General features: G+C 39.8%; 17 protein-coding genes. 2 read left to right on the top strand and 15 right to left on the bottom strand.

Going from position 1 to position 17,785, the window contains the following annotated elements:
* Positions 1 to 13: 13 nt before the first annotated feature.
* The 10 genes from gnd to nudE form a co-directional block, all read right to left on the bottom strand.
* A complete protein-coding gene (gene gnd, locus AC6H0J_RS02640; protein WP_118817383.1) occupies positions 14 to 1,468 on the bottom strand; it encodes a decarboxylating NADP(+)-dependent phosphogluconate dehydrogenase in 1,455 nt (484 codons plus the stop codon).
* 98 nt (positions 1,469 to 1,566) lie between these two features.
* Entirely contained in the window at positions 1,567 to 1,899 is a 333-nt protein-coding gene (locus AC6H0J_RS02635; RefSeq protein ID WP_118817384.1) for an avidin-fold protein, read from the bottom strand.
* Positions 1,900 to 1,931: 32 nt separating this feature from the next.
* Complete coding sequence (locus AC6H0J_RS02630; protein ID WP_239994378.1) at positions 1,932 to 2,348, bottom strand: hypothetical protein; 417 nt, start codon at positions 2,346 to 2,348, stop codon at positions 1,932 to 1,934.
* Positions 2,349 to 2,374: 26 nt separating this feature from the next.
* Positions 2,375 to 2,767 carry a GNAT family N-acetyltransferase gene (locus tag AC6H0J_RS02625; protein WP_118817385.1) on the bottom strand — a complete coding sequence of 131 codons (393 nt, stop codon included), beginning with the start codon at positions 2,765 to 2,767 and terminating at the stop codon, positions 2,375 to 2,377.
* Between the two features lie 33 nt (positions 2,768 to 2,800).
* Entirely contained in the window at positions 2,801 to 3,499 is a 699-nt protein-coding gene (pgl, locus tag AC6H0J_RS02620; protein ID WP_497512784.1) for a 6-phosphogluconolactonase, read from the bottom strand.
* Positions 3,500 to 3,583: 84 nt separating this feature from the next.
* Positions 3,584 to 5,068 (bottom strand): glucose-6-phosphate dehydrogenase, encoded by a 1,485-nt coding sequence (gene zwf / locus AC6H0J_RS02615; protein ID WP_118817387.1) that lies wholly within the window; start codon positions 5,066 to 5,068, stop codon positions 3,584 to 3,586.
* A 74-nt stretch (positions 5,069 to 5,142) separates the two neighbouring features.
* On the bottom strand, positions 5,143 to 5,952 hold the full coding sequence (gene cysQ / locus AC6H0J_RS02610; protein ID WP_118817388.1) for a 3'(2'),5'-bisphosphate nucleotidase CysQ: 810 nt from the start codon (positions 5,950 to 5,952) through the stop codon (positions 5,143 to 5,145).
* Positions 5,953 to 5,956: 4 nt separating this feature from the next.
* Positions 5,957 to 6,373, bottom strand: a complete 417-nt coding sequence (locus AC6H0J_RS02605) for an HI_0559 family membrane protein (RefSeq protein WP_118817389.1) — start codon at positions 6,371 to 6,373, stop codon at positions 5,957 to 5,959.
* Between the two features lie 53 nt (positions 6,374 to 6,426).
* Positions 6,427 to 8,415: an OPT family oligopeptide transporter gene (locus tag AC6H0J_RS02600; protein ID WP_118817390.1), complete on the bottom strand. Its 1,989-nt coding sequence runs from the start codon at positions 8,413 to 8,415 to the stop codon at positions 6,427 to 6,429.
* A gap of 245 nt (positions 8,416 to 8,660) precedes the next feature.
* A complete protein-coding gene (gene nudE / locus AC6H0J_RS02595; RefSeq protein ID WP_005626657.1) occupies positions 8,661 to 9,218 on the bottom strand; it encodes an ADP compounds hydrolase NudE in 558 nt (185 codons plus the stop codon).
* Between the two features lie 70 nt (positions 9,219 to 9,288).
* Here nudE and hslR point away from each other — a divergent pair, with 70 nt between their 5' ends.
* The gene (hslR, locus tag AC6H0J_RS02590) at positions 9,289 to 9,684 is read left to right on the top strand and encodes a ribosome-associated heat shock protein Hsp15 (protein ID WP_005626656.1); all 396 of its coding nucleotides are present in this window, start codon (positions 9,289 to 9,291) and stop codon (positions 9,682 to 9,684) included.
* A 26-nt stretch (positions 9,685 to 9,710) separates the two neighbouring features.
* Here hslR and asnC read toward each other — a convergent pair whose 3' ends face one another.
* Positions 9,711 to 10,163, bottom strand: coding sequence for a transcriptional regulator AsnC (gene asnC / locus AC6H0J_RS02585; RefSeq protein WP_005635654.1), 453 nt, complete (start codon positions 10,161 to 10,163; stop codon positions 9,711 to 9,713).
* A 153-nt stretch (positions 10,164 to 10,316) separates the two neighbouring features.
* On the opposite strand from asnC, the gene asnA reads away from it, so the two are divergent.
* Entirely contained in the window at positions 10,317 to 11,309 is a 993-nt protein-coding gene (gene asnA / locus AC6H0J_RS02580; protein ID WP_046942916.1) for an aspartate--ammonia ligase, read from the top strand.
* 66 nt (positions 11,310 to 11,375) lie between these two features.
* Here the strand turns inward: asnA and AC6H0J_RS02575 are convergent, their stop codons facing one another.
* From AC6H0J_RS02575 to AC6H0J_RS02560, 4 genes are all read right to left on the bottom strand, one after another.
* On the bottom strand, positions 11,376 to 12,050 hold the full coding sequence (locus AC6H0J_RS02575) for a phosphoglycolate phosphatase (RefSeq protein WP_005629679.1): 675 nt from the start codon (positions 12,048 to 12,050) through the stop codon (positions 11,376 to 11,378).
* A 39-nt stretch (positions 12,051 to 12,089) separates the two neighbouring features.
* A complete protein-coding gene (gene rpe, locus AC6H0J_RS02570) occupies positions 12,090 to 12,764 on the bottom strand; it encodes a ribulose-phosphate 3-epimerase (RefSeq protein WP_005629677.1) in 675 nt (224 codons plus the stop codon).
* Between the two features lie 146 nt (positions 12,765 to 12,910).
* A complete protein-coding gene (gene gyrB / locus AC6H0J_RS02565) occupies positions 12,911 to 15,331 on the bottom strand; it encodes a DNA topoisomerase (ATP-hydrolyzing) subunit B (RefSeq protein WP_005629675.1) in 2,421 nt (806 codons plus the stop codon).
* 125 nt (positions 15,332 to 15,456) lie between these two features.
* Positions 15,457 to 17,769: a Tex family protein gene (locus AC6H0J_RS02560; RefSeq protein WP_497512782.1), complete on the bottom strand. Its 2,313-nt coding sequence runs from the start codon at positions 17,767 to 17,769 to the stop codon at positions 15,457 to 15,459.
* Between the last annotated feature and the right edge of the window lie 16 nt (positions 17,770 to 17,785).

Here is a 17,785-nt window from a genome sequence, read left to right as displayed (position 1 = left end):
GCGATATTTTTAACTACACATCATAAGTGGTAGAGGCAGTATTCCCACCACGACCAGTCCAGTTAGTATGGAAAAATTCACCGCGTGGTTTATCAGTACGCTCATAAGTATGTGCGCCAAAGTAGTCACGTTGTGCTTGCAATAAGTTTGCAGGTAAACGTGCTGAAGTATAACCATCTAAGAAGGTGATTGCAGACGCCATACAAGGCATTGGAATACCCACTTCGATAGATTTTGCCACTACTTTACGCCAGTCGCTTAATGCATTTTCTAAAATGCCTTTGAAGTAACTATCTGAACCTAAGAAGATTAAATCTGGGTTCGCTTCGTACGCATCGCGAATGTTACCTAAGAAACGACTACGAATGATACAACCTTCACGCCATAATAACGCCGTTGCACCATAGTTAATATCCCAACCAAATTGTTCAGAGGCTTCACGAATCAGCATAAAGCCTTGTGCGTAAGAAATGATTTTTGATGCTAATAAGGCTTTACGTACTGCTTCAATCCACTCTTTTTTATCACCTTCAACAGGTTGAATTGTTTTGCCGAATAATTGGTTAGCGGCAACACGTTGATCTTTAAATGAAGATACACAACGAGCAAAGACAGATTCAGTGATTAAGGTTAATGGAATACCAAAATCTAATGCATTGATACCCGTCCATTTACCTGTCCCTTTTTGGCCTGCAGTATCTAAGATTTTTTCAACTAATGGTTCACCATCAGCATCTTTATAACCAAGAATATCGGTGGTGATATCGATTAAATAGCTATCAAGTTCAGTTTTTTTCCATTCTGCGAAGATAGCTTGCATTTCGTCATAGCTCAAGCCTAAACCTTCTTTTAAGAATTGGTAAGCTTCACAGATTAATTGCATATCGCCATATTCGATACCATTGTGAACCATTTTCACGAAGTGGCCTGCACCTTCACCGCCCACCCAGTCACAGCAAGGCTCACCTTGTTCAGTTTTCGCTGAGATTGCTTGGAAGATTGGTTTCACATATTGCCATGCTTCTTGATTACCACCTGGCATGATAGATGGTCCATGACGCGCACCTTCTTCACCACCCGAAACCCCCGAACCGATAAAACGAATACCTTTTTCAGACAATGCTTTTACACGACGGTTAGTATCAGGATAGTTTGAGTTACCACCATCAATGATGATGTCACCTTCTTCTAAGTGTGGTAATAATGCCTCAATAAATTGATCTACCACATCACCCGCACGCACCATTAACATCACTTTGCGCGGTTTTTCTAATTTAGCGGCTAGATCTTCTAAAGAGTATGCGCCAATAATATTGGTGCCTTTAGCCGCACCTTGTAAAAATTCATCCACTTTTGACGTGGTGCGGTTATACGCCACAACTTTAAAGCCATGATCATTCATATTTAAAATGAGGTTTTGCCCCATTACGGCTAAGCCGATAACACCGATGTCGCCTTTTACTGACATTGTTTTCTCCTGTTTGTGAGGTACGGATGCACCTATCATTTAGTATTTATTGTAAAGTATAAGAAGCTTGTTTCAGATATCCTATAGCAAAACTTCTTTTAAATTTCTCTAATTAAAGAGCTACCTTGCTCTAACGTGTCTAGCCACTGCCACTTTTCATGACCGATGAGTTTGCTTTCTTCTAAAGAAAATGTTGTACAGCAACGCCCCAAACGATTTTCTAGAGATTGATTTAAATGTTGATACGTAAATCCAATTTGAGTATCGTTAATCCATTTCCCAATTAAAAAGCCTTTTAAAATTTCCCCACCACCATATTCGGCCCAAATCATTTCACCTTGTTGATGGTAATGAAATTCGGTTTGGCTACTCACCTCACCATTTGCGGTGTTTTCAACAGCAACAAATTTTTTATTATCTAAATTCAACATTAAAGTCACTCTGCATCTAATTCATCTGTACCTTATTGTTGCATAATGTAATGCATTTCTACATTTTTCGCTTTTGCGGCTTTTTCTAGATCTGCTTTATCACTTTGACTATCTCCAACAAGGTATAAAGATACATCTTTGCCGACCTTTTCTGCATTATTTAGTCCATACATAGCAACTGCTTTATTCACGGATTGACTGTTCCCTGCAATTCCGATGTGTAAATTATCTGTAGCTAAAAGAGATACGAGTCGTTTTCCTGAAGTACCACCTGCGGTTCTAATCGTTGCTACAAGCATTCCATTTGAAACTGGGTTTCCTGCTTCTGGAACTTGAAGCATTACTGAGCGATTATCTTTTGGCATTTGTGCCGCTAACTGATCTAAAGATGGACCAGATGAACAAGCAAATAACAAAGTTGAAGTAAGTAGTACAAACAATTTTTTCATTTTTGTCTCCATACCATTCTAATAAATTAACTCTTCGTCCATGCACTCATGTGCTGCGTAAATCCAATATGCGGATAATAATCTACCGCTTGCGGGGCGGATAACAGCACGATTTTGGCTTGTGGATGTAATGCCTGTTTGGTGTGTTTGATTAACTGCACGCCGATACCTTGTTTTTGATATTGTTCGTCCACCGCCAAATCAGATAAATAACAGCAATAGGCAAAATCCGTCACCGAACGTGCAGCACCCACTAATCGTTCACCATCCCAAGCGGTGACTAATAAATCTGCATGGTGCAGCATCGCTGCGACACGTTTTTCATCCTCTAACGGACGGCGTGCCCCGAGCGTTGTTTTATTTAGCAATTCAATAAATTGTTTAACTGAAATCGGTTCATTCACTTTGTAGTCTATCATTTTGCAAGCCTGTGATATTTAATACTCAACTTGTTATAGCAATTTCGCCGCCGCTTTATCCAAATACCATTCCGTCACGCCGTTTTTCGCCTGAATTTTGGCAGCAGGATAAGGCAGATTTTCTGCAGGAGTCGTTTGGATTTCTTTTAAAATATCTGCTTTGCTTTCACCTGTGACTAAATAGGTAATGCGTTTGGCTTGTTCAATCAGTTTGGCTGTTTTAGAAATGCGGATTTGACCACTTTCAGGGTGTTTTGCAATGATAGCTAGATTTTCATCATCAAAATTGGTTTGATGTGGGAAGAGAGACGCGGTATGACCGTCTGTTCCCATACCTAAAATAATCCAATCAAAAACTCCGTTTGGAATGACCGCACTTAATTCTTCTTCGAAGCGTTTTAACTCAAAGTGCGGTTCATTTTCACCACGAATTCGATGGATATTTTCTGCTGGAATTTGAATGTGATCGAATAAAAGTTTTTGTACTTCGCCATAGTTGCTTTCAGGATTAGATGGCGGAACCATACGATCATCTCCCCACCAAAAATGCAGATTTTTCCAGTTAATTTGTTCCGCATAAGGTGATTTGGCTAAAGTTTTAAATAACAACTTAGGTGTTGAACCACCAGAAAGGGAAATATGCACAGGATGATTTAATTGGCAATAAATCACAAATTCTTGTGCAATTTTATCGACTGCGTGTTGAGCCGTTGGGAAGCTGATATAGTTCATTGATTTTCCGCTGGGCTTTAGCCCACAATTTATTATGTTCGATATTAAGAGAGGTGGGCTAAAGCCCACCCTAGATTAGATGAATTAAACTTTTTTCTTCATTAATCCACTTGGTTTACGCCAAACCTTACCTTGTTTTGCGATTAATTTATCGGCAGCCACAGGGCCCCAAGTGCCAGCTTCATATTCATGAATACGACCACCATTCGCTTTGTAATCTAAAATCGGTTGCACAAATTTCCATGCAGCGTGAACAGCATCAGTACGCGCAAACAAAGTTGCATCGCCTTTCATCGCATCAAGCAATAAACGCTCGTAAGCGGTCAGCACTTGTGCGCCTGCTAAATCGGCATAACGGAAATCCATTGATACTTCTTTTGCTTCAAAACCTGCACCTGGTTTTTTCAAACCAAAACGCATTGAAATCGCTTCATCAGGTTGAATACGAATAATCAATTTATTCTCTGGTGCATTTTGACTGAATACAGGATGTGGCGTAGTTTTAAAATGGATCACAATTTCAGTTACGCGAGCAGGTAAGCGTTTACCCGTACGGACATAGAACGGCACACCAGCCCAACGCCAGTTTTCAATTTCACAACGTAATGCGATGTAGGTTTCAGTGCGAGAATCTGCTGGTACGCCTTTTTCTTCTAAATAGCCGTTTTCCATTTTGCCGTTAATTTCAGCCGCAGTGTATTGACCTAAAACAAGGTTATGCTCCATATCTTCGGCAGTTAATGGACGCAAACTATGCATCACTTTTGCTACTTCATCACGCATGGAGTTCGCATTAATAATCGCTGGCGGCTCCATTGCTACCATCGCTAATACTTGCAATAAATGGTTTTGGAACATATCGCGCATTGCGCCAGAACCATCATAATAGCCACCGCGCTCTTCCACGCCTATAGATTCTGCACCAGTAATTTCCACATAATCAATGAAATTACGGTTCCAAAGCGGTTCAAACCAACCATTTGAGAAACGTAATACGAGCAAGTTTTGAACGGTTTCTTTACCTAAATAATGGTCGATACGATAAATTTGGTGTTCTTCAAAGAAACGATGGATTTGTACGTCTAACGCTTGCGCTGTTTTTTCATCGTAACCAAAAGGTTTTTCAACAATAATACGTTTCCAGCCATATTCTTCCGTATTTAAACCATGTGCAGCCAAACACTCAGGAATCACGCCATAAAGACTTGGCGGAGTGGACATATAGTAAAGGGTGTTACCACAGGTTTGATATTTATCGTGAAGCTCATCCAAGCGTGGAACAAGTTTACCGTAATCTTGAGCATCCGAAGTATTCACAGCTTGGTAATAAAGATGAGAGCAGAAAGCATCTAAGGTTTCTGGTGTTGTTTCTTCATTATGGATTAAGGCCTCACGCATTTTTTCGCGGAAAGTTTCATCGTTCAATTCAGAGCGAGCAACACCTAGAACGGAAAAGTTTTCACTCAAACGCCCGATTTTGTAGAGATTATAAAGAGCTGGAATGAGTTTACGGTGAGTTAAGTCACCAGACGCGCCAAAGATGACGATACAGTTATTATCAGTTTGCATAATTATTCCTTATAAGATTCCGAGTAATGTCGAAAATAATGCCGTATTCTAGAGAAAAAAACCAATCGAACCAATCAATTAAATTGAAAGATAGAACGCCAATCGAGCGATTGATCGCCCACCATGACAAAATGCGGATTAATCAAGGTTTCACGTTGGTTATAGGTTAAAGGCTCAAAATGAGAATCAAAAATAGCACCGTGAGTTTCACCTAGCAGCACTTCAGCACCAGCGGTATCCCATTCGCCTGTTCGTCCTAAACGGACATAACAATCTACTGCACCTTCAGCCACTAAACCGCTTTTTAAGCTACTTGAACCCACCACAACAAATTCACTAGGAAAATCCTTCGGTAAAATCGATCTCACTTTTTCTTGTGAAGTGGTTGCACCTACCGCAATTCGTAAAGGGCGGTCAAAATTAATCGTGGTTTTAGTGAGTTTTTTTACCTGATCCACTTGTTTTTTAAATGCGCCAAAATCACGCATTGCATAATAAGTCGTCGATAAAATTGGTGCATGAATAACGCTTAATACTGGCTTATTTTTACGAACTAAGGTTATCAACACAGAAAATTGATCGGTACGATTAATAAATTGTTGTGTGCCATCAAGAGGATCGATCAACCAATATTCTTTCCAATTTTTACGTTCTTCAAAGGAAATATGACAATTTTCTTCCGAAAGAACAGGGACATTAGGGAAAAGTGCGGTTAATTTTTCTGTCAAAAATTGGCTCACAAAAAGATCCGCTTCCGTCACAGGCGTGTTGTCTTCTTTCAATTCAACATGAACCTGTTTTTGATAAAACTGTTGCAAATGCTTACCCGCTTGATAAGCAATCAGCAATACTTGGTTAAGTAAGTGTTCGTTTAGCATGAGCATAAAATTATTCTCTTGTTTTTGGCAGCAACCACGGCATCACAAATAGAGCATAAAACACCATTCCGCATGTGCTTATTAGCCCGAGGGATAATCCCCCTTCGGTCAACCATCCCCAAAAGGAAGTTTCTTGTTCGCCGAGCAATAACAAATAAAAATAAGATGCCATATTGCAGTAAACAAATGAAATGATCGATGAAACTAATACAATCGAAGCAATGTTATAACGTGTGTAACGGAATTTTACAGCTAAAAGTGCGGTTAAAAATGCGGGGATTGTGGCAAGAAGAAATGCTGTGAGAGCATAGCTAGAAAAAGGAACGATAACGCCACTTGAATCATCATCGAACCAAATCAAAAGTGCGGTGACGATTACTTGTAAAATTAGAGGGAAAAAAATAAGTGTTTTTAAGTAAGATTTCATAATAAAAAAATAGGCTATCCAAAAGGTAGCCTATTCTAAAATAAATTTAAGGATTAATCAGATTTTTTCGCACGTAATACGCGAGATGCAAAAATCACAATGCCCACGATAAATACGATTAAACCTAACCACTCGCCAATAGTATCCCAGTTTTCAAGATTTAAGGATAATGGCGCTTCAGAACCGCCAGTGGTAACAGAAGCCGCAATAATGAATGCTAAAATCACACCCATTAAGCTTTCACCTACAATTAAACCTGCAGAGAAAAGCGTACCGAAACGTTCTGCTTTAGCAGACACTTCTTTGTTACCAAGTTTTGCAATATGACGAGTCATGATCCATGCTAAGAATGCACCGACAATCACAGGCATATTAATTGATGGTGGTAAGTAAATACCAATCCCCACAGCAATAACTGGCAAGCCAAAGACTTTGTTGCTGACTTTTTTCAAGAATGCATCAATCGTAATTAACACCGCACCTAAGCCGACACCAGTTAAGATATAAGTCCATTCCAATTTATTTGTGAAAATACCTTGAGAAATGGTGGTCATTAATGTTGCTTGTGGTGCAGATAGGGCTTGTGAAGGATCCATATCTGGACGTGGTAATGCACCGCTGAAACCATACGCGTGATATAAGATTTCTAATACTGGCGCGATAACAAGCGCACCGACAAAGCAGCCGATAATTAATGCGACTTGTTGACGCCAAGGTGTCGCATCCACTAATAAGCCCGTTTTTAAATCTTGCAAGTTATCGTTAGAAATCGTTGCAGTGGTTAATACAATTGACGCAGTAAAGAGTGTAAGTGCGGTCAAAAATTTCTGACCATCCACGGTTTCAAATAAGCCAGATGCATTACCGATTGACACCAATACCAATGAAATCACGATAACAGAAATAATCCCGATACCAGAAATTGGGCTTGAAGATGAACCCACTAAACCTGCCATATAACCAGAAGCTGCAGCCACAAAGAAGCCGATAAATACCGCTAAGAAAGTACAAACTACAACTAATAAAATGGAAAGCTCAGGTGAAATCGGTGCAGCCGCGATAAAGTGGTGTAATGAAATAACAATTAACACAACAGTCGCGATTAAGATATAAATCATTGTTTTTGGAGAAAGGTCGATATCAACGCGGTGCTCAGATTCAGCTTGTCCACCTTTCAACATACGGAAAGAATGTACCATCCCTTCAATCATTGGTTTCATTAAAATAAGTAATGTCCAAATCGCTGCAATACCAATTGTACCTACACCAATAAAGCGAACTTTCGTTTTCCAAACCACCATTGCTGCATCAATTAAGCTTGCGTCTGCCGCGATATCACCTGACATCGTGAAATATGGCACAGCCACACCCCAAGTCAAAATAACACCGATCAACATCGCAATACCGCCTACGATACCAATTAAATAACCTGCACCAAGCAAGGCAAGTGAGAAGCCCATTGGTAATTGGAAAGCTGCTTTACCAGTTTGAACCCAAGCGCTAGCACCATCAGCCATCACGCGTAAACCGTTAGTTAAAAATGCAACTAATCCCGCTAAAACACCACCGTAAGCAATATCTTTTACACCGCTATCGCCATCTGCATGATTACCTGCTTTTAAGATTTCTGCTGCAGCTACGCCTTCAGGGTAAGGTAAATCACTATTAACCACCATCGCACGGCGTAATGGAATGGTGAATAACACGCCCAATGTACCACCCGCAGCACAAATCAGCATAGTTTGCCAGAATGGGAAGTCTTGCCAGTAACCCATCATTAATAAGCCTGGTAAGACGAAGATCACAGAAGAAAGTGTCCCCGCTGAAGATGCTTGTGTTTGCACCATGTTATTTTCGAGAATACTAGAATCTTTGAAAAATTTGAGTACCGCCATAGAAATGACGGCCGCTGGAATAGATGACGCGAATGTCATCCCTACTTTTAGACCGAGATACACATTGGATGCAGTGAAAATCACTGTAATCAATGCGCCGAGGATAATTCCTCGAACGGTTAATTCTTTTAAGTTTTCGTTATGCATAAAAATGTTCCTTGAGTAAAAAAAGAAAACACCTAAACATTGTCAAAAATCGAGTATTTTTTCAAGTTTTTTAAAGGGAAATTTGAGCTTGTTAGAAAATATTTAATAAAAAGGGGAATATTTGAATGATTTTTTATTTATAGATAAGCGAAAAAGGCTAACTCAGAGTGATGTTCATCTGGTTAGCCATGATTTTCCTCTTTTTAAAAAAGAGAAAATAAGAGAATGATATTCAATTAAGCCCATTATTTTTGGCTTAAATAATCTTTCAAAGAATAAAGTGCGGTTAAATTTCTAGCTTCATTGAAACTTGGGTCTGCAAGTAATTCATCAATTTTCGACAATGGAAAGCGAACAATTTCTAACGGTTCGGGCTCATCGCCTTCTAACTGGCAAGGATAAAAATCCTGAGCAACAAAAATATGCATAATGCTACGCATATAACTTGGATTGGTAATCACCGTGCGCAAGAAATCAATTTTATTGGCTCCCAGCCCCAACTCTTCCTTTAATTCGCGATTTGCTGCCTCTTTCGGTTCTTCATCTTTATCTACGCCGCCTTTAGGAAATCCTAATTCATAACGTTCTGTGCCAACTGAATACTCACGAATCAATAAAAGATCATCCCCATCAATGGGAACCATCATAACAGCCTGCTGATTACCGGGTTTGAAACGCTCATAAGTACGTAATTCCCCATTAGAAAACGCTAAATCAACAGACTGAATTTCAAATAAACGAGATTTAGCAACAACTTGTGCGGTAAGAATTTTAGGTAATTTTTTGGATGAATCGGATAACATAAGTTTTCCTTTATTTTGTGATAGGATTGGGACAAACTGTACCACAAAATAGCAAAAGAGAAATTCATAAATGGAAGAAAAAGAAGTCAGATTAGACAAATGGTTGTGGGCTGCGCGATTCTACAAAACACGTAGCATTGCTAAAGCGATGATTGAAAGTGGCAAAGTGCATTACAACAATCAACGTGCGAAAGTAAGTAAAATTGTGGAAGTAGGCGCAATGTTAAAACTTCGTCAGGGAAACGAAGAAAAAGAAATAAAAATTATCGCCTTAAGCGATCAACGCCGAGGTGCGCCAGAGGCACAATTACTCTATCAAGAAACCGAAAATAGCGTGAAAAAAAGAGAAGAAATCGCGTGGGCAAGAAAAAACAATTCACTTTCAATGCCCCATCCTGATCGTCGCCCAAACAAAAAAGAGCGGAGAGATTTATTGAAATTTAAACATCAGGATAAATTTGAATAAAAATTTCACCGCACTTTTCTATGTTCTTAAGGTTTAATATCTCGCAAAATTGGATTTTGCATTGAAATCAAGGTTTCAGTGGATTGAATTTCATCTATTAACTGAATCTTGGTCGCCAAAACAGAATGTAATTCTGCGATTGTGTGTGTCATCACCTTTAAGAAAATCGAGTAATTACCCGTTGTATAATAGGCTTCCACTACTTCATCAAAACTTTCTAACTTTTTGATCACTTTCTCATAATCTTTTGCGCTTTTTAGAATAATGCCGATAAAACAGCATACGTCATAACCTAATTTACGCTCATCAATAATCACCTTCGTGCCTTCAATAATGCCCGATTGGCGCATTTTTTCTACTCGCACATGAATCGTTCCTGGACTGACACCAAAATTTTTAGCCATTTCGGCATAGGGAGTTCTCGCATCTTTGGTGAGTACACGTAAGATTTGCTGATCTAAACTATCAATATTGTGCATAAAACCGCCTCCTTTAGATTTTATTTAATTTTTCTTTTCTGATTTAGATAATATTCAATTTAAAAAAGAAAGCAAACAAAATACTTGAAACAAAAGTAATATTTATTAAATAATACATAAAAATATCACCTATTGTTAAAAAGGGTTATCAAAATGAAAAAGACATTTATTTTACAACAACAAGAAATCAGTTTTGTGAAGAATACCTTCACCCAAAATCTTATTGAACAACTTGGCATTATTGAAGTACAAGGCCCTATCTTGAGCCAAGTAGGTAACGGAATGCAAGATAACTTATCTGGCATTGAAAAGGCAGTACAAGTTAATGTGAAATGTATTCCAAATGCGGTATTTGAAGTTGTACATTCTCTTGCTAAATGGAAACGCCATACTCTTGCTCGCTTCAACTTTAAAGAAGGCGAAGGCTTGTTTGTTCATATGAAAGCATTGCGCCCAGATGAAGATTCTCTTGATCCGACTCACTCTGTTTATGTGGATCAATGGGACTGGGAAAAAGTGATTCCTGAAGGTCGTCGTAATTTTGCATACTTAAAAGAAACAGTAAATTCTATTTATCGTGCTATTCGTTTAACAGAATTAGCCGTAGAAGCACGTTTTGATATTCCTTCAATTCTTCCAAAACACATTACCTTTGTGCACAGCGAAGATTTAGTAAAACGCTATCCAGATTTAAGCAGTAAAGAACGTGAAAACGCAATTTGTAAAGAATACGGCGCAGTATTCTTGATCGGGATTGGCGGCAAACTTTCAGATGGCAAACCTCATGATGGCCGTGCTCCTGACTATGATGACTGGACAACCGAATCTGAAAATGGCTACAAAGGCTTAAACGGCGATATTTTGGTATGGAACGACCAATTAGGTAAAGCCTTTGAACTTTCCTCAATGGGCATTCGCGTAGATGAAAGTGCATTGCGTTTACAAGTTAGCCTAACGGGTGATGAAGACCGTTTAAAAATGGATTGGCACCAAGATTTATTAAACGGAAAATTACCATTAACTATCGGCGGTGGTATCGGTCAATCTCGCTTAGCAATGCTTTTACTTCGTAAAAAACATATCGGTGAAGTCCAATCAAGCGTATGGCCAAAAGAAATGTTAGAAGAATTTTCAAATATTCTTTAAAAAACAATTCATTTGATAAAAGAAGTGCGGTGAATTTTCACCGCACTTTTTTGTTAGATAGGAAACTTACAGAATCGTTAATAGCTGGGCAAAATCATCAAACACCCAATCTGGATTGGATTTACTAATAGGGATATTGTAATTGTAGCCGTAAGTTAAACCAACAACTGCACAGCCCGCAGAGTGACCTGCGATAATATCATTTTTAGAATCACCTACGAAAAGCACTTGGCGTGGTTCAAAACCAAATTTTCCGCATAAATAATAAAGCGGGCCTGGATGTGGTTTAATGGAAGGTAAAGATTGGCCACCCAACATTTCACTAAATAAATGATCAATGCCAAATGCTGCCAACACAGGTTGAACATGTCTTGTGGGTTTATTGGTAACAACTGCTAGGACATAGCCTTTTTCTTTTAAGGTTTCTAATGTTTCTTTTACATTCGGATACAGGCGACTGACATTACATAAATTCTCGCCATAATAAAAATTAAAACGCTCCGTTACCTGCTTAATCTCTTCTTCAGTTAACTCTTTTCCTGTTTGTTTTTGCGCCCAATCTAACGCTCGTGCAATTAATACAGGCGCGCCATTACCGATCCAAGTTAACACTAATTCTTCTGGTGCTTGCGGTAAATCGAATTCAGCCAAGGCAGAATTTACGGATAGCGCTAAATCAGGCAGGCTATTTACCAACGTACCATCTAAATCAAAGCCAATAAGTTTAAATTGTGTATTCATTGTTTTTCTCTGTTCTATTGCATTTCATTAAAATGACAGTTATGCGCCCACACTCGCGAGCTGTGTACGCATTTGGTCAATAACTTGTTTATAATCTGGCTTACCAAAAATTGCAGAACCCGCCACAAACATATCTGCGCCCGCCGCAGCGATTTCTGCGATGTTATCAACCTTCACGCCACCATCCACTTCAAGACGAATGTCATAACCACTTTCATCAATGATCTTACGAGCCTGTTGTAATTTCTTCAACGTTGCTGGAATAAAAGATTGTCCGCCAAATCCAGGATTTACTGACATTAATAAAACCACATCCACTTTATCCAAAACGTAATCTAAATAGCTCAAGGGCGTCGCAGGATTAAAAACTAATCCAGATTTACAACCACAATCGCGAATAAGCTGTAAAGAGCGGTCAATATGTTCGCTAGATTCTGGGTGGAAAGTGATGTAGTTCGCACCTGCTTTAGCAAAATCGGGAATAATGCGATCGACCGGTTTTACCATCAAATGCACATCAATCGGTGCGGTAATACCATAATCGCGTAAAGCTTGACATACCGCAGGCCCAAAAGTGAGATTAGGTACATAATGGTTATCCATAACATCAAAATGAATAACATCCGCGCCTGCATTAAGTACGTTTTGTACATCATCACCAAGACGAGCGAGATCGGCAGAAAGAATTGATGGGGCGATAAGATAAGGTTTCATAAAGGTTCTCCGTTGAGAAAATGAGTGCATTTAGTTTACTCACTTAAGTTCAAAAAACCAATAGTAATCCTGATATGAAATAACAAGATAAACAAAGAAAGGGCACTTTGGTGCCCTTTCAGTCATGAATATAAATAGACGAAAATTTACACGTCCAAATTTGCTCTTAACGCATTCAGCTCAATGAACTCACGACGTGGCTCAACTTCATCTCCCATTAAGGTCGTGAAGAGTTGATCCGCTGCAACGGCGTCCTTAATAGAAACCTTCAACATACGACGTGAATTTGGATCCATTGTGGTTTCCCAAAGTTGGTCTGCGTTCATTTCACCAAGTCCTTTATAACGTTGTACTTCAAGACCTTTACGAGATTCTTTCACCAGCCATTCAACGGCTTGTTCAAAAGTACGAACTGACTGTACTTTTTCACCACGTGTGACATAAGCGCCTTCTTCTAATAAACCATTGAGTTGTTTATTAAGAGAAACAATTTTCGCATATTCATTGCCGTGAACAAAATCAAAATTCAAGAAATAATCGGTATCAATACCGTGTTTACGAACGGTAATCACCGCTTCATACACTTTGCGTTCCGCATTAAATTGTGTACGCACCGAATATTGATGAGCTTCTGTTTCTTTTGCGGTCAGTTGTTCAACAAAAGATTTACCCCAATTTTCCACCGCACTTTCGTCTTTCATCATTTCAACAGAAATTGGCGACTGATAAATTAATCCTTGCAACACTGGAGTTGGATAATGGCGACTTAAACGACTGATAAGTTTTTGTACGCTGTTATATTCTGCCACCAATTTTTCAAATACAAGGGCATTCATTGCTGGTGCATTTGCGCTAATATGTAATTCCGCGCCATCTAAAGCAAGCGTTAATTCATATTGCTCCATTTCATCTGCATCTTTAATGTAGCGTTCTTGTTTTCCTTTTTTCACTTTGTAAAGTGGCGGCTGAGCAATATAAACATAACCACGCTCAATCAGCTCAGGCATTTGACGATAGAAGAACGTTAAAAGCAACGTACGAATGTGAGAACCATCCACATCAGCATCAGTCATGATAATGATATGATGATAACGTAATTTATCTGGATTATATTCATCACGACCAATACCACAGCCCAAAGCTGTAATTAATGTCCCTACTTCTTGGGAAGACAACATTTTGTCGAAACGTGCTTTTTCTACGTTTAAGATTTTACCTTTCAATGGCAAAATTGCTTGAGTTTTACGATCACGACCAACTTTTGCAGAACCACCCGCAGAGTCACCCTCCACCAAGTAAAGTTCAGAAAGCGCAGGATCTTTTTCTTGGCAGTCTGCAAGTTTACCCGGTAAACCTGCAATATCTAATGCCCCTTTACGGCGAGTCATTTCACGAGCTTTGCGTGCTGCTTCGCGCGCACGAGCTGCCATAATAATTTGGTTTACAATGATTTTTGCATCTGCAGGATTTTCCAATAAATATTCCTGCATTTTTTCATTCATCGCAGATTCCACCGCACTTTTAACTTCTGAAGACACGAGTTTGTCTTTAGTTTGCGATGAGAATTTTGGATCAGGCACTTTAACTGAAATAATCGCAACTAAACCTTCACGCGCATCATCGCCTGAAGTGGCCACTTTTTCTTTTTTCAGCATACCTTCGTTTTCCATATAGCTATTTAAACTACGGGTTAAAGCACCACGGAAACCTGCTAAGTGAGTACCGCCATCACGTTGAGGAATGTTATTGGTGAAACAGTATACGTTTTCATTTACACCATCATTCCACTGCAAGGCGACTTCTACACCGATGCCATCTTTCTCAGCTGTAAAATAAAATGGTTTTGGATGAATTGGGTTTTTATTTTTATTCAAATATTCGACGAATGCTTGAATACCGCCTTCGTAATGGAAATGATCTTCAGAGCCATCACGTTTATCGATTAAACGAATAGATACGCCTGAGTTCAAGAAAGAAAGCTCACGTAAGCGTTTTGCTAAGATTTTGTAATCAAAGGTTGTGATAGCAAAAATATCTGAGCTTGGCCAGAAACGAACTGTTGTCCCCGTTGCCTCTGTGTCGCCAATCACTGTTAATGGCGCTTGTGGCTCACCTAAATGATAGAATTGCTCATGAACGTGACCTTGACGACGAATGGTTAACTGTAATTTATCAGAAAGCGCATTCACCACTGATACGCCCACACCGTGTAAACCGCCCGATACTTTATAAGAGTTATCGTCAAATTTACCGCCAGCGTGAAGCACTGTCATGATAACTTCTGCTGCAGAAACGCCTTCTTCTGGGTGAATATCCACAGGAATCCCGCGCCCATCATCTTGCACCGATACAGAATTATCATCATGAATTGTCACGATAATATCGGAACAATGGCCAGCGAGGGCTTCATCAATGGCATTATCCACCACTTCAAATACCATATGGTGCAAACCAGTACCGTCATCGGTATCACCGATATACATTCCCGGACGTTTACGTACCGCATCAAGGCCTTTTAATACTTTAATGCTCGATGCACCATAGTTATCATTGGTCGTTTCTGACATAATTTATCTCATTCTTTTGTAAATAAAAATTGGGCGGGATTATAGCAAAAAATCGCCGTTTTGGCGATGCTTTTCGGGAAAGGAAAGATATAAAAAAAGGGCGAGTAATCTCGCCCTATAACTTGTTATTTTTTCCAATTTTTTAGCGCATCAGCAAAGGCATTACCCATCGCATTATTACCTCTCGAACTCCGCTCCTCTCGTTGCGTATTTGCACGAGGTCTTGCTGATAAAGTGCGGTCAAATTTGCCGTCATTTTTGGCCGCACTTTCATCTAATCGCATCGTCAACGCAATACGTTTACGCGGCACATCCACTTCCAATACTTTCACTTTCACGATATCGCCAGTTTTCACCACTTGATACGGATCTTCTACGAATTTATCGCTTAATGATGAAATATGCACTAAACCATCTTGGTGAACACCAATATCCACAAATGCGCCGAAGTTAGTCACATTGGTGACGGTACCTTCTAAAATCATACCTGGTTTTAAATCGGTGATTTCTTCCACGCCTTCTGCGAATACGGCAGTTTTAAATTCACCACGTGGATCGCGCCCTGGTTTTTCCAACTCTTTGAAAATATCTTGGACGGTCGGTAAACCAAATTGCTCATCAATAAATTGTTTTGCATCAAGCTGACGTACCACACTGGCATTACCCATTAAATCTTGAATAGATTGTGCGGTGGCTTGCAAGATTTTTTCGACCACAGGATAAGCTTCTGGGTGAACACCAGAGGCATCAAGTGGATTTTTACCTTCTGCAATACGCATAAAGCCCGCACATTGCTCAAAGGCTTTTGGCCCTAAACGTGGCACTTTTTTCAATTCGCTACGGCTTTCAAAACGACCATTTTCATCACGGTATTCCACAATGTTTTGCGCTAAGGTTTTTGTCATACCAGCTACACGAGCGAGCAATGGCGCGGATGCGGTATTTAAATCTACGCCTACCGCGTTTACACAGTCTTCCACCACCGCATCGAGTTTACGCGCAAGTTGGGTTTGGTTTACATCGTGTTGATATTGTCCTACACCAATGGCTTTCGGTTCGATTTTCACTAATTCCGCCAATGGATCTTGTAAACGACGCGCAATTGATACCGCGCCACGCAAAGATACATCTAAATTCGGGAATTCATTTGCGGCAAATTCAGAGGCAGAATAAACCGATGCGCCCGCTTCGCTCACCACAACGGTTTGTGGTTTATTTTCTTTAATTTCTTTAATCACTTCTTTCGCAAAACGCTCTGTTTCACGAGAAGCCGTACCGTTACCAATGGCAATTAACTCTACGTTATATTTGCGGATCAAGCTGAAAATCGCCACTTGCGCTTCAGCTTCACGCCCCGTGTGTGGATAAATGGTGGCGGTATCTAATAATTTACCTGTGTTATCCACCACTGCGACTTTAACCCCCGTACGCAAGCCAGGGTCTAAGCCCATGGTACTTTTCGCGCCAGCGGGTGCAGCCATTAAAAGTGCGGTCAGATTTCGAGCGAAAACATCAATGGCTTCTTCTTCCGCTTTTTCACGTAAACTTGCCATTAACTCCGTTTCTAAATGCAACGAAACTTTGATTTTCCACGTCCACGCAATCACTTGCTCACGCCATTTATCCGCAGGCTGACCAGTAAAACGTACATCTAAATAATCACGAATAATCTCTTCACAATAGCTTTGGCGACTTCCCTCTTCCGCATCAGGATCAGCATTTAAGCTTAATTGTAAAATGCCCTCATTACGTCCGCGGAACATGGCTAATGCACGGTGAGAAGGCACATTTTTCAATAATTCTTGGTGGTCGAAATAATCTTGGAATTTTGCGCCTTCCGTTTCCTTGCCTTCGATCACTTTGGATACAATGACGGCATTTTTCGCTAAATAATCACGGACTTTCGCTAATAAACCCGCATCTTCAGCAAAACGCTCCATTAAAATATAGCGTGCACCATCAAGCGCGACTTTAGTATCAGTTACGCCTTTCTCTACGTTAATAAATTCAGCCGCTGCTTTTTCTGGATCATTTTTAGGCTCATTCCAAAGTAAATTCGCCAATGGTTCAAGACCGGCTTCAATCGCAATTTGCCCTTTCGTACGGCGTTTAGGTTTGTACGGCAAATACAAATCTTCTAATTCGGTTTTGCTTTGTGTCGCATGGATTTTGTCACGCAGTTCATCGGTCAATTTTCCTTGCTCTTCAATAGATTTCAAAATGGTTTGACGACGATCTTCTAATTCACGTAAATAAATTAAACGGGTTTCAAAATGACGAAGTTGGGTGTCATCCAAGCCTCCAGTGGCTTCTTTACGATAACGGGCGATAAATGGAATGGTGTTGCCATCATCTAATAATTGAATAGCCGAGAGGATTTGTTGGGGTTGAACAGTTAATTCTGCCGCAATAATTTGGCTAATTTGTTGATTTAACATTGTCATACTTCTTTGT

This window comes from Haemophilus sp. THUN1691, from assembly GCF_059704425.1.
The sequence above is the reverse complement of the archived record's forward strand: the minus strand, read 5'-3'. Positions and strand labels throughout refer to the sequence as shown.